At 65.0% G+C, this 12,161-nt stretch carries 10 protein-coding genes; 7 read left to right on the plus strand and 3 right to left on the minus strand.

Going from position 1 to position 12,161, the window contains the following annotated elements; genetic code table 11:
* Positions 1-55: 55 nt before the first annotated feature.
* A complete protein-coding gene (locus A7X65_RS21385) occupies positions 56-1,375 on the plus strand; it encodes a dicarboxylate/amino acid:cation symporter (RefSeq protein ID WP_063688384.1) in 1,320 nt (439 codons plus the stop codon).
* 6 nt (positions 1,376-1,381) lie between these two features.
* On the opposite strand, the gene A7X65_RS21390 is transcribed toward A7X65_RS21385, so the two are convergent.
* Positions 1,382-2,755 (minus strand): hypothetical protein, encoded by a 1,374-nt coding sequence (locus tag A7X65_RS21390; protein WP_063688385.1) that lies wholly within the window; start codon positions 2,753-2,755, stop codon positions 1,382-1,384.
* Between the two features lie 94 nt (positions 2,756-2,849).
* Positions 2,850-4,121: an allantoate amidohydrolase gene (locus A7X65_RS21395; RefSeq protein ID WP_063688386.1), complete on the minus strand. Its 1,272-nt coding sequence runs from the start codon at positions 4,119-4,121 to the stop codon at positions 2,850-2,852.
* A 403-nt stretch (positions 4,122-4,524) separates the two neighbouring features.
* Between A7X65_RS21395 and A7X65_RS21400 the strand changes: the two genes are divergently transcribed.
* Genes A7X65_RS21400 through A7X65_RS21425 form a run of 6 tightly spaced genes read left to right on the plus strand, consistent with a single transcriptional unit; the run spans position 4,525 to position 10,401 of the window.
* Positions 4,525-5,637 (plus strand): BMP family ABC transporter substrate-binding protein, encoded by a 1,113-nt coding sequence (locus A7X65_RS21400; RefSeq protein ID WP_063688387.1) that lies wholly within the window; start codon positions 4,525-4,527, stop codon positions 5,635-5,637.
* Entirely contained in the window at positions 5,634-6,746 is a 1,113-nt protein-coding gene (locus A7X65_RS21405; protein WP_063688388.1) for an ABC transporter permease, read from the plus strand. The genes A7X65_RS21400 and A7X65_RS21405 overlap by 4 nt, the downstream gene beginning before the upstream one ends.
* A complete protein-coding gene (locus tag A7X65_RS21410) occupies positions 6,746-7,672 on the plus strand; it encodes an ABC transporter permease (RefSeq protein ID WP_063688389.1) in 927 nt (308 codons plus the stop codon). The genes A7X65_RS21405 and A7X65_RS21410 overlap by 1 nt, the downstream gene beginning before the upstream one ends.
* A 17-nt stretch (positions 7,673-7,689) precedes the next feature.
* Positions 7,690-8,373 carry a biuret amidohydrolase gene (biuH, locus tag A7X65_RS21415; RefSeq protein ID WP_063688390.1) on the plus strand — a complete coding sequence of 228 codons (684 nt, stop codon included), beginning with the start codon at positions 7,690-7,692 and terminating at the stop codon, positions 8,371-8,373.
* Complete coding sequence (locus A7X65_RS21420) at positions 8,370-9,902, plus strand: ABC transporter ATP-binding protein (protein WP_063688391.1); 1,533 nt, start codon at positions 8,370-8,372, stop codon at positions 9,900-9,902. The genes biuH and A7X65_RS21420 overlap by 4 nt, the downstream gene beginning before the upstream one ends.
* Positions 9,903-9,915: 13 nt before the next feature.
* On the plus strand, positions 9,916-10,401 hold the full coding sequence (locus tag A7X65_RS21425) for a nucleoside deaminase (RefSeq protein ID WP_063688392.1): 486 nt from the start codon (positions 9,916-9,918) through the stop codon (positions 10,399-10,401).
* A 207-nt stretch (positions 10,402-10,608) separates the two neighbouring features.
* On the opposite strand, the gene A7X65_RS21430 is transcribed toward A7X65_RS21425, so the two are convergent.
* Positions 10,609-11,718: a hypothetical protein gene (locus tag A7X65_RS21430; protein WP_063688393.1), complete on the minus strand. Its 1,110-nt coding sequence runs from the start codon at positions 11,716-11,718 to the stop codon at positions 10,609-10,611.
* Positions 11,719-12,161 lie beyond the last annotated feature (443 nt).

The following is a 12,161-nucleotide window of genomic DNA, read 5'->3' on the forward strand; positions in this document are numbered from 1 at the left end:
GGTTGTTGCTCCCTTTTTGGACGACGGAAGCGTCGTCCGAAACGGGGGAGTTCTCATGTCGACCATTGCCGCGGCCCCGGCCGCCGAGTCCAAGCCGCTCTACACCTCGCTGTTCGTCCAGGTCCTGGCCGCGCTCGTGCTTGGCGTCATCCTGGGGATGGCCGTCCCGGATTTCGCCATCGGCCTCAAGATTCTCAGCGACGCCTTCCTGAAGCTGATCTCGATGATCGTGGCGCCGATCGTGTTCTGCGTCGTCGTTCACGGTATTGCCGGTGCCGGCGACCTCAAGAAGGTCGGCCGCGTCGGCGTCAAGGCGCTGGTCTATTTCGAGGTCATGACGACCGTGGCGCTCGTGGTCGGCCTTCTGCTCGCTTATCTCTTCGGCCCCGGCCACGGCATGAACATCGATCCGTCGACGCTGGACGCCAAGGCGCTCAACACCTACGCCGACAACGCCCACAAGCTGTCCGGCGGCGGCATCGGCGCCTTCCTGATGAACGTAATTCCGACCACCTCCTTCGACGCGCTGTCGCGCAACGATGTGCTCCAGGTGCTGTTCTTCGCGGTTCTGTTCGGCGTCGGCCTTGCCCTCGTCGGCGGCGAGAAGGGCGCGCTGGTCACCAACATGATCGACGCGGCCTCCACGGTGCTGTTCCGTGTCATGGGGCTCATTGTACGCGTCGCACCGCTCGGCGTGCTCGGCGCAGTCGCCTACACCGTCGGCAAATACGGCGTTGGCTCGCTGAAGCAGCTCGTCTCGCTGGTAATGCTGTTCTACGTCTCGGTCGGCATCTTCGTGCTGGGCGTGCTCGGCGGCGTGATGGCGCTCGCCGGAATCAACATCCTCAAATTCCTCGCTTACCTGCGCGAGGAGCTGATGATCGTGCTCGCGACCGCCTCGTCGGACGCGGTGCTGCCGCAGATCATGAAGAAGCTGGAGCGCATGGGCGTGAAGGATTCCGTGGTCGGGCTCGTCATCCCGACCGGCTATTCCTTCAACCTCGACGCCTTCTCGATCTACCTCACGCTCGCCGTCGTGTTCATCGCGCAGGCGACCAACACGCCGCTGTCCTTCGGCGATTTGCTGCTGGTGCTCGGCGTCTCCCTGATCACGTCGAAGGGCGCGCACGGTGTTCCGGGTTCAGCCATCGTGATCCTGGCCGCGACATTGAACGCGGTACCGAGCATCCCCGCGATCGGTCTCGTGCTGGTGCTGTCGGTCGACTGGTTCATCGGCATGGCCCGCGCGCTCGGCAATCTCGTCGGCAACTGCGTGGCGACGGTCGTCGTGGCGGCCTGGGAAGGCGATCTCGACCGCGCCAAGGCGGCCAAGGTTCTCGAGGGCGGTGAGCTCGTGGATGTGACCGCGGGATAAGGTCGATCAATCATTCCACTGGAGGAGCGGCGTTCCATACGCCCTCCTCCAGACCGACAGGAAACGCGGAAACCAGGAATGCGCCACCGCGCCCTTGTAGGCCCAGGTGCGATATTTCAGGCCCTGCTCCGAGATCAACTCCTGATACCCGCCGTGGACCTCGGTCGCGGTGCGGATGTCCTTTAGAATCCCCTGCGCATAGACCCGGTAGGTGTCGCTCCCCGAGGCTTCGTCGAAGTCCAGCATGCGATCCGCGAACTCGACGTTGAACGTCGGCCAGGACGAACGTCCCTGGTAGGCCGGCGCCGCGATCTTGTGGATCATCTTGTTGCGCGGATTGTCCGTCGAGACGAAGAAATGGAACGTGCTGGGGATGCGGAAGCGCGGCTCGGCGATGATCAGATCCGTCGTCGCCGCGAACAGCGCGCGCTCGCCGGCATCGCTCATGTCCCAGAAGCCGCGATGCACGCTGACGAAATCCAGCGCGACCAGGGACACCGGCGGGCCCGCCGGGCCGTCGAGCGAATGCCTGACATAGCCTTCCTTGCCGAACAGGCGGAGCAGGTCCCTCTTGTACTGCGCGAGGTCGCGCCCGAGCAGCCGCTTCAGCTCGCTCTCGTCGACTACCCCGAGCTGCACGCCCCACACGAAGGTCGTGTAGACGCAGGCATTGGTGACGAAACGCCGGCGCTCGGCCCGCGTGTCCGTTGCCGCCGAGCGGGGCCCACTGGCGTCGCACAGCAAATATCCGACACCATAGGCCTCGAACGATTCGAGTTCGCTCGCAAGCTTCAGGATCGCCCGCTTCAGATCGGCGCCGTATTCGGCCAGCAGCAGGCGGCCGGCATGCGCGCATTGCGACATCGCCAGATAGGACGACGCCCGCTCCTCGGCCGAGAGCATCTGCTGGAGGCCGGCGATAATGCCGAGCAGCGTGTCCGAGGGGCGCGAGAAATAGTTCACGCCGAGATACCGGCCGCGTCCCGCCGGGACGATGGTCGTCGTGACGACGTCGGCGCGAACCGCCTCCAGCAGCAGGCGCACGCTTTTTTCGAGCAGGCGCGCCCGGCGCACCGCGTCCTGCGAGTCCATGATGGTCTCAGGGTCGAGAACATCAGGGTAGAACCAGGCGAAGTCGCGCGGGTAGTAGGCCGAGGCGTGCGGCGCGCCGGTGACGAGGAACGCCTCGGTCACCGAAAAGGCGCTGTCCATCGAGTGCCGGTAGAGGTCGGCGATCGCCGACAGCGAATGGGGCGACTGTCTCAGGAACCTGTCGCCGAGAAAGTTGACCGCCTGCAGTGCATTGGCGACGAAGGTCGCAGCCATGCCCTGGTAAAACCGATTTCCGTGGCGTGATGGCAAGGAAATTTCGCCGCTCATATGCGCTTGGTGTCTCATGATCCCGGCGATGGCCGGTCATCACTCCAATCGTGACCGATTCGTGTCTCACCCCGATGACGTTCGGCCCCGGCACTCAGCCCAGGCCGGCCGATTGCTCCCGCGGCCTGAAACTCTCGATCACCCCGAGCAGCACCCGCGCGCCGGCATCGGCATCGGCGAGCTCGACATGCTCGTCGGGATGATGGCTGATGCCGCCGCGGCAGCGCACGAAGATCATGCCGACATCGGCGATGTCGATCATGGCCATGCCGTCGTGGCCGGCCCCGCTCGGCAGCTCGAATACGCCAAAACCTTCCGCGCCGATCGCCTGCGCGATCTGCTCCTTGAGCCAGGGCGCGCAGGGCGCGGTGCGGTTCTCGTGGGTGACATCGAGCTGGAGCGCCAGTTGCCGACGCTTTGCAATCGCCTCGATCTGGCGGACGACGTCGGCAACCGCGCGCTTGCGGTGCATGTCGCTCGGCGCGCGCATGTCGATGGTGAAGGACACTTCGCCGGGAATGACGTTGGTCGCGCCGGGCCGCGCCTGGATGTAACCGACGGTGCCGACGAGGCCGTCCTCGTCGGTCCGGCAGAACTGCTCGATCGCCCCGATGCATTCGGCGGCACCGGCGAGCGCATCGCGCCTCAGCGCCATCGGCACCGTGCCGGCATGACCGGCCATCCCGGTGAGCCGCGCGGCAAGCCGTGTCGCGCCCGCGATCGCGGTGACCACGCCGACGGGCAGGTTCTGTGCTTCCAGCACGGGCCCCTGCTCGATGTGCAATTCGAGATAGGCGAGCAGCTCGCGCCGGGCCCTTGCGGCCGCGCCGATGTGATCGGGATCCAGTCCAAACTGAATGAGCGCATCGCGCATCGACACGCCGTCACGATCGCGCGTGTTCAGAACGCTCTCGTCGAATGTGCCGGCGACGGCGCGGCTGCCGAGCAGGGTCGAGGCAAACCGCACCCCCTCCTCGTCGGCGAAGCCGACGACCTCGATCGCGAACGGCAGGCGCTTGCCGCGGCGGTTGAGATCCGCGACGCAGGAGATTGCGGTGATGACGCCCAGCGGTCCATCCCATTTCCCGGCATCGCGCACGGTGTCGTAATGCGAACCGAGCATCAGGCAGGGCGCGCCCGGCCGCTCGCCTTCATACCGGCCGCAGACATTGCCGATCGCATCGAGATGCGCGCTCATGCCGGCCTCGCGCATCCAGCCCAAAATCAGGTCCGCGGCCGCGCGCAATTCCTTGCTGAGATAGATCCGGGTGAGCTTGTCGGACTCCTCCGAGATCGCGGCAAGCTCGTTGATGCGGCGAACGATCTCCTTGCCGAGTGATGCATCGTGAACGGTACCAGCGCCCATCTCGGCGAGCTTTCCATCTCTTGAGGACCGCAGCACGGCAGTCCTTGCGACAATCGATACAAGTTCGGTGCCAGCAAAAATCGCCGGCGGTGCCGTCCCAGTCAGGGCGTGGTTAGCATGGATACGCCTTGTCAGCCGACCGCCTGCCACCGGTCATGCACATCCCCGAACGGGTTAAGGCTGCTTAACTCCTCTGCATACAATAATGGAATAATGCCCATAAATTAACCTGCCGCTTTCCTGATCAAGATGTAGACCAGATATATAATTGTTATATTTCAATAGTTTGAATGCATATGCACGTATAATATCCTCTGGCACGAAGCTTGCGACATCTCGTCCGGCTCCGCCAGACCGGCGCGGCCGCGAGATCAGGCGGTTCGGCCGCCAAGGGGAGCGAGCAATGGATTTTGGCAGGATTTCACGACGTCATTTGTTGCAGGGCGGCGCGGCCCTCACCCTCGGTGCGGCAGCGGGCCTGCGCCCGGCCCTCGCGGCCGAGACCACCATCGGCTTCATCTATGTCGGCTCGCGCGACGACTATGGCTACAATCAGGCCCATGCGCAGGGCGCGGCGGCGCTGAAGAAGATTCCCGGCCTCAAGGTGGTCGAGGAGGAGAAGGTGCCCGAGACCGACGCGGTCGAGAAGACCATCGAGTCCATGATCAATCTCGACGGCGCCACCCTGCTCTTCCCGACCTCGTTCGGCTACTACAACCCGCACATGATCAAGATGGCCACCAAGTACCCGAAGCTGCGCTTCGAGCACTGCGGCGGCCTCTGGAGCGACAAGGACCCCAAGAACGCCGGCAGCTATTTCGGCTACATCGACGAGGCCCAGTACATCTCGGGCATCGTCGCCGGCCTGACGTCGAAGAGCGGCAAGCTCGGCTTCGTCGCGGCCAAGCCGATCCCTCAAGTGCTGCGCAACATCAACGCCTTCACGCTCGGCGCCAAGTCGGTCAATCCCAAGGCAACCACGCAGGTGATCTTCACCGGCGACTGGTCGATGCCGGTCAAAGAGGCCGAAGCCACCAACAGCCTGATCGACCAGGGCGTGGACGTGCTCACCTGTCACGTCGATGGCCCCAAGACCATGGTGGAGAACGCCGCGCGGCGCGGCGCGTTCGTCTGCGGCTATCACACCAACCAGTCGGCGCTGGCGCCCAAGGCGTATCTCACTGGCGCCGAATGGAACTGGGAAGCGCTCTATCCGAAGTTCGTCAAGATGATCGCGGCAGGCGAAGGCATTCCGAATTTCTATCGCGGCGGCCTGAAGGAAGAGATCGTGAAGGTCTCGTCTTACGGCGAAGCGGTCTCGGCCGAAGCGCGCAAGGCGGCCGACGATGCCAAGGCAAAATTCCTGTCGGCAGAAGGCTTCGCCATCTTCAAGGGCGGGCTTGTCGACAACAAGGGCAAGACGGTGATCGCCGCCGGTACCGACCGCGGCCAGAAGGATCCCGAGCTCGAGAAGATGGACTATCTCGTCGAGGGCGTGATCGGAGCGACTTCGTGACCACCGAAGCGGCGGATTCCACGGAAGCGGTCGGGGCAGTCGCCCCGGCCGCCGATCCCGGCTTCCTCCAGCGCTACGGCGGCACGATCGAATATGTGCTGATCCCGGGCGCGGCGCTCGTCGGCGCGCTCGCGGTCTTCGGCATCTTCGTCGCGATGTTCGGCAAGAACCCGCTCGACCTCTATTTCTACATGTATTACGGCGCGTTCGGCACCTGGTTCTCGTGGCAGAACACGCTGACGCGCGCCGCGCCCCTGATCCTCACCGCGCTCTGTACGGCACTCCCCGCGCAGCTCGGCATGGTCATCATCGGCGGCGAAGGCGCGCTGCTGATCGGCGCGCTATCGGCAACGAGCGCCGCGCTGGCGCTTCAGGGCATGCCGCCGTTCATCATCCAGACCGCCATGGTCTGCGCCGGCGTGATCGGCGGCGGCCTGTGGATCATGCTGTCGGGCGGCTTGCGCCAATACCGCGGCGTCAACGAAACGATTTCGAGCCTCCTGCTCGTCTACATCGGCCTTGCGATCCTCAACCATCTCGTCGAAGGCGCGATGCGCGATCCCGCCAGCCTCAACAAGCCGTCGACCCGAGAAATCGGTGCCGCCAACATGATCGGCTCCATTCCCGGCACCGACGTACATTGGGGTCTCGTCTTCGGGCTGATCGCCGCGATCGCCTCCTACATCCTGATCTATCACACCGTGTTCGGCTTCGCCGCGCGGGTGGCCGGCGGCAACATCCGCGCGGCGAAGATCGTCGGTCTCGGCGTCAGCAAGCTGATCCTGACCGTCTGCTTCCTCGCCGGCGGCGCGGCCGGGCTTGCCGGCATGGTCGAGGTCGCCGCCGTGCAGGGACGCACCAACGCCAATCTCGCGGCGGGCTACGGCTTCACCGGCATCCTCGTCGCCTTCCTCGCGCGGCAGAATCCGCTCGCCATCATACCCGTCGCAATCCTGCTCGGCGGCATCAGCGCCAGCGGCGGCCTGCTGCAGCGCCGCCTCGGATTGCCCGATGCATCGGTGCAGGTGTTGCAAGGCATCATCTTCGTCTTCGTGCTGGCCAGCGATGCGCTCTACGGCCGCATCGGCTTCCTGAAGGGAAAATCCTGATGGCAGACGGATCGATCGGACTCTGGACCGTCCCGCTCGCCGTGCTCGGCGGCGCCATTCGCGTCTCCACGCCGTTCCTGTTCGTGAGCCTGGGGGAATGCATCACCGAGCGCTCCGGCCGCATCAATCTCGGCCTCGAAGGCACGCTGGTGATGGGCGCGATGAGCGCCTATGGCATCTCCTACCTCTCGGGATCCCCGTGGCTCGGCGTGCTCGCCGCCGGCATCACCGGCGCGCTGCTCGGCGCGTTGCACGCCGGCATCTGCTCGCTGCCGCGGGTCAACGACGTCGCGGTCGGCATCGCCCTGATGCTGTTCGGCACCGGCCTTGCGTTCTATCTCGGCAAGCCGCTGATCGAGCCCACCGCGCCGCGCCTGCCCGCGATCGATTTCGGCTGGTGGAGCGACATCCCGCAGGTGCGCGCCGCATTGCGCATCAACGTGCTGTTCCTGATCGGCGTCGCGCTCGCGCCGATCCTCTATTGGGCCTTCCGCACCACGCGCTGGGGCCTTCTGATCCGCACCGCCGGCGAAAGCTCGGATGCCGCCCGCGCGATGGGCCATTCGGTGCTGTTGATCCGCCTGCGCGCCACCATGGTCGGCGGCTTCCTTGCCGGCATCGGCGGCTCGTTCCTGTCGCTGTTCTATCCCGGAAGCTGGAACGAGGGCCTCTCCTCGGGTCAGGGCATCACTGCCGTCGCGCTGGTGATCTTCGCGCGCTGGGATCCCCTGCTCTGCCTCTGGGCCTCGCTTGCCTTCGGCGGCGCGGCGGCGCTGGGACCTGCGCTGCAATCGGTCGGCGTCACCTCCGGCTATCATCTCTTCAACGCCGCGCCCTACATCCTGACGCTGGCGATCATGATCATCACCTGCTCGCCGAAGCGGACGCTGACCGGCGCGCCCGCCGAACTTTCGATCACACGCTAACACGCACGAGGTCGTTCATGCCCGAGCGCTACATCAAGTCCGAGCCCTATGCCTGGCCCTATAACGGCGATCTCCGTCCGGAGAATACCGCGCTCATCATCATCGACATGCAGACCGATTTCTGCGGGGTCGGCGGCTATGTCGACAAGATGGGCTATGACCTCTCCCTGACGCGGGCGCCGATCGAGCCGATCAAGCGGCTGCTCGCGGCGATGCGGAGCCAAGGCTTTCACATCATCCATACCCGCGAAGGGCATCGCCCCGATCTCTCCGACCTGCCCGCCAACAAGCGCTGGCGCTCGCGCCAGATCGGCGCCGGCATCGGCGATCCCGGCCCGTGCGGCCGCATCCTGGTACGCGGCGAGCCGGGCTGGGACATCATCGAGGAGCTGGCGCCGCTGCCGGGCGAGCCGATCATCGACAAGCCCGGCAAGGGCTCGTTCTGCGCCACCGACCTCGAGCTGATCCTGCGCGTCCGCGGCATCGAGAACATCGTGCTGACGGGCATCACGACCGACGTCTGCGTCCACACCACCATGCGCGAGGCCAACGACCGCGGCTTCGAATGCGTGCTGCTGCACGATTGCTGCGGCGCCACCGACAAGAGCAACCATGACCACGCCCTGAAGATGATCAAGATGCAGGGCGGCGTGTTCGGCGCGGTCTCGACCTCCGACGCGTTCATCGGAGCGATCTCGTGATCATCGGCGAAACGCCTCCGCCGTCCGGCGCCTTCGGCGTCGATGCCATCGCCATGACGATGCGGTTCGGCGACTTCCTGGCGCTGGACAATGTCGCGCTGAAGGTTCGGCCGGGCTCGTTCCATGCGCTGCTGGGCGAGAACGGCGCCGGCAAGTCGACCCTCGTCAAATGCATCATGGGCTACTACCACGCGACTGAAGGCGACATCCTCGTCGGCGGGCGCGAACAGGCGATCGCCAACCCCAAGGATGCCCATGCGCTCGGCCTCGGCATGGTCTACCAGCACTTCACATTGGTGCCGGCCATGACGGTTGCCGAGAACCTTGTGCTGGCGCGCGATGACGTGCCGGCCGTGGTGAACTGGCCCAGGGAGATGAAGGAGCTCGAGGCGTTCCTGGCGCGGATGCCCTTCAAGGTCCCGCTCGGCGCAAAGGTCTCCGACATTTCCGCCGGCGAACGCCAGAAGTGCGAGATCCTCAAGCAGCTTTACCTGAAGCGGCGTTTCCTGATCCTGGACGAGCCGACCTCGGTGCTCACTCCGGCGGAAGCCGACGAGGTGCTCGGCATGCTCCGCGGCATGGTCGTCAGGGGCGAGCTGACCATCCTGATGATCACCCACAAGTTCCGCGAGGTCATGGCCTTCGCCGACGAGGTCACGATCCTGCGCCGCGGCAAGCTCGCCGGCGCCGGCAAGGTCGCCGAGCTGACGCCGGATGCGATGGCGCGCACCATGATTGGCGCCGAGGAGCTGACGGTGCAGCCGCCGCGTACCGGCGAAGCCGGTCAGGCAAGGCTCGAGCTGCAGAAGCTCCGCGCCCTCGACGACGCCGGCGCCGTCGCCGTGCATGACGTTTCCCTCACCGTGCGCGCCGGGGAGATCGTCGGCATCGCCGGCGTCTCCGGCAATGGCCAGCGCCAGCTCGTCGAGGTGCTCGCGGGCCAGCGCGAAGCCGAGAGCGGCGATATCCGCGTCGCCGGCGATCCCTACCACGCCAGCCGCGAGGAGATGCGGCGCCACAAGATGTCCCTGCTGCCCGAGGAGCCGTTGAAGAACGCCTGCGTCGGCGGCATGAGCGTCGCCGACAACATCGCCTTCCGCGAATTCGACCGCGCGCCCTTCGCCACCGGCGGCTGGTGGCTCAACCGCGGCGCCTTCCGCAACGATGCCCGGAAGAAGATCGGCCAGTACAAGATCAAGACCCGCACACCGGATACGCCGATCTCGGCGCTGTCGGGCGGCAACGTGCAGCGCGCTGTGCTGGCCCGGGAACTTGCCGGCGACGTCGAAGTGCTGATCGCCGCCAATCCCTGCTTCGGCCTCGATTTCGCGGCGGTGGCGCAGATCCACGCCGAGATCATGGCAGCGCGCAATCGCGGCGCGGCGGTCCTGCTCGTCAGCGAGGATCTCGACGAATTGCTCGAACTGTCCGACCGGCTGGTGGTGATGTTCCACGGCGAATTCGTGTATGAAGCACGGACCAGCGAGGCCGACCTCACCGTCGTCGGCCGGCATATGGCAGGCCATTAGCCGCGGAGCATTGATGGGCAGCACCTCGGAACGCGACGAGCACTTCCTGCGCTTGTCCTTTGCGGTCGCACGCCGTTCGCTCACCCATGGCAACCATCCCTTCGGCTGCATCGTCGTCGATGCCGACGGCAATGTGCTGATCGAGCGCGAGAACGGCTACATGCCGGACCACGACGGCACCGCGCATGCCGAGCGCCTCGCAGCCACCCAGGCTTGCCGCACGCTCGACCGCGACGCGCTGGCCAAGGCCACGCTCTATTCCTCGGCCGAGCCCTGCGCCATGTGTGCGGGCGCAATCTACTGGGCCGGCATCGGCCGCGTCGTCTACGGCCTCAGCGAGCATCGCCTGCGCAGCGTCACCGGCAACCATCCGGAGAACCCGACGCTCGACCTGCCCTGCCGCGAGGTGTTTGCCAGCGGCCAGCGACCGACGGAGGTCGTGGGGCCGCTGCTGGAAGGCGAAGCCGAAGCGCTGCACGACGGGGTTTGGGCGAAATAGGTACTCAGCAAACACTCCCGTAGGGTGGGCAAAGGCGCCCTTGCGCCGTGCCCACGGTTCGCATGCAATAAGCCACAAATCGTGGGCACGCTCCGCTTTGCCCACCCTACGGCACCTAATCCACCCGACGTTCTTTCCTCAAACGAAGATGGCGCCGCGGAGGTTTGACGCGGCGCCATCGTCTTTCACCTGAAATCCCTCGGGTGATCAGAACTTTACGGTGATACCCGAGTAGAGCGAGGACTCCGTGCAGGATCCGGTGCTCACCTTGGTGGCACCGACGAAGGTGGTGCAGGCGAAGGCGTTGTTGTGATCGAGGCCGAACTTGTTCTGCCAGTAGCGATAGGCCACCCAGACGTCCACGAAGTGCGAGTACTTGTCACCCCAGAGCGCCTTCGAGGCATCCATCGTCAGACGGATCGGCTCCGAGTTGAACTCGACCTTGGTCGGATAGACGTTGTTGGCGACGCTGGCCGGAAGCGGCTCGGTGTCCGTGCCCTTCTTGCCATACCAGGCGGCGCGGCCGCTGATCGAGAAGTACTGCATGTTCGCCGGCAGGAAGCCGAGGTCCATGTAGTAGTTGGTTTCGATCGCCCAGGTCGGCTTGAACGAGGTGTTGCCGTCGGTCAGACACGGAGCGGAGAAGCCGGAACCGCACTGCGAGAAGGAGTTGTGGTTGGCGAACTCCCAGTAAACCAGGGGCGCGACGTTGAAATAACCCTTGTAGGGAAGGTCGAAGGCGAACTGCAGACCGGCGACGACGTCGCGCTTGGCGGCGCCGAAATAGCGGTTCTCGGTGTTGGCATCCATGCCAACCTCGAACGAGATGTTGTGCAGCGGGCCCTGCGTGAAGGCCTTGGTGTTGAAGATCTCGTTCCAGCCGAAGGTCGAACGGAACAGGCCGTAGATCTCGGTCGCGCCGGCGCAGCTCGCCGGTGTGAACGCGAAGCCCGCCGCCGGCGAAACGATACCGCCGGTCTGCGTGCAGGGAGCCGCCGGATCGTTGTGGTCCGACTTGAACATCGAGATCGTGAAGAAGTTGGTGCCGTAGGCCCAGGCGTCGAAATGGGTGAAGGAGTAGACCTGCTTGGTGGTCTTGGAGTTGATCACGCCGTTGGTGTTGGTGAACGCGCCGGGCTGGCTGGCGTCGAAGATGTAGGAGAAGGTGACGCGGTCGTCGATCACCAGGAAGAACGGAAGGTCCGGCGCCTTCTTGGCGGCCTTGACCGGCAGGTCCGCAGCCTGAGCCCAGCCTCCGGTGGCGAGCGTAGCAAGTGACAGCACCGTTGCTGCAACCGCCCTAGAACGAAACGACATCCTGAATACCCCCAAGTTTGGACACGTAAAAATGAACGTCCCTTGGGTGCGACACTTGCGCCGATCTCCCGAAGTGAGAAGCCTCAACTTTTTTCAAGGCATGCCGCATGTTTCAGCAGCCACGATTGCTCGCGCGCAGGATTCTGGGGTGTTTTGCGCGCGGCCATCACGCGCGTGCGGCCCCGCTAGAACTCCCCTTGCCTAACATTCCCGACTGATTTTGTTTGGCTTTTGTGTCGGCCGGATAGCGCAGACATGATCGTCGGCTGCGATCGCCGTCTTGATCGGCCATTGCATACTTGCGCTGGCACGTTTTTGCTCAGCTTCACGCCAAGTCTGCACAGCGGGTTCCGATTTCGTTTGGATCGTCACAAATTTGCAACAGGCGTCACACCGCGAGGGCGCTCTCGAACACCGGCGACGGATCATCGTCGGCCGGCGGG

Source organism: Bradyrhizobium stylosanthis (assembly GCF_001641335.1).
Taxonomy (GTDB): Bacteria; Pseudomonadota; Alphaproteobacteria; order Rhizobiales; family Xanthobacteraceae; genus Bradyrhizobium; species Bradyrhizobium stylosanthis.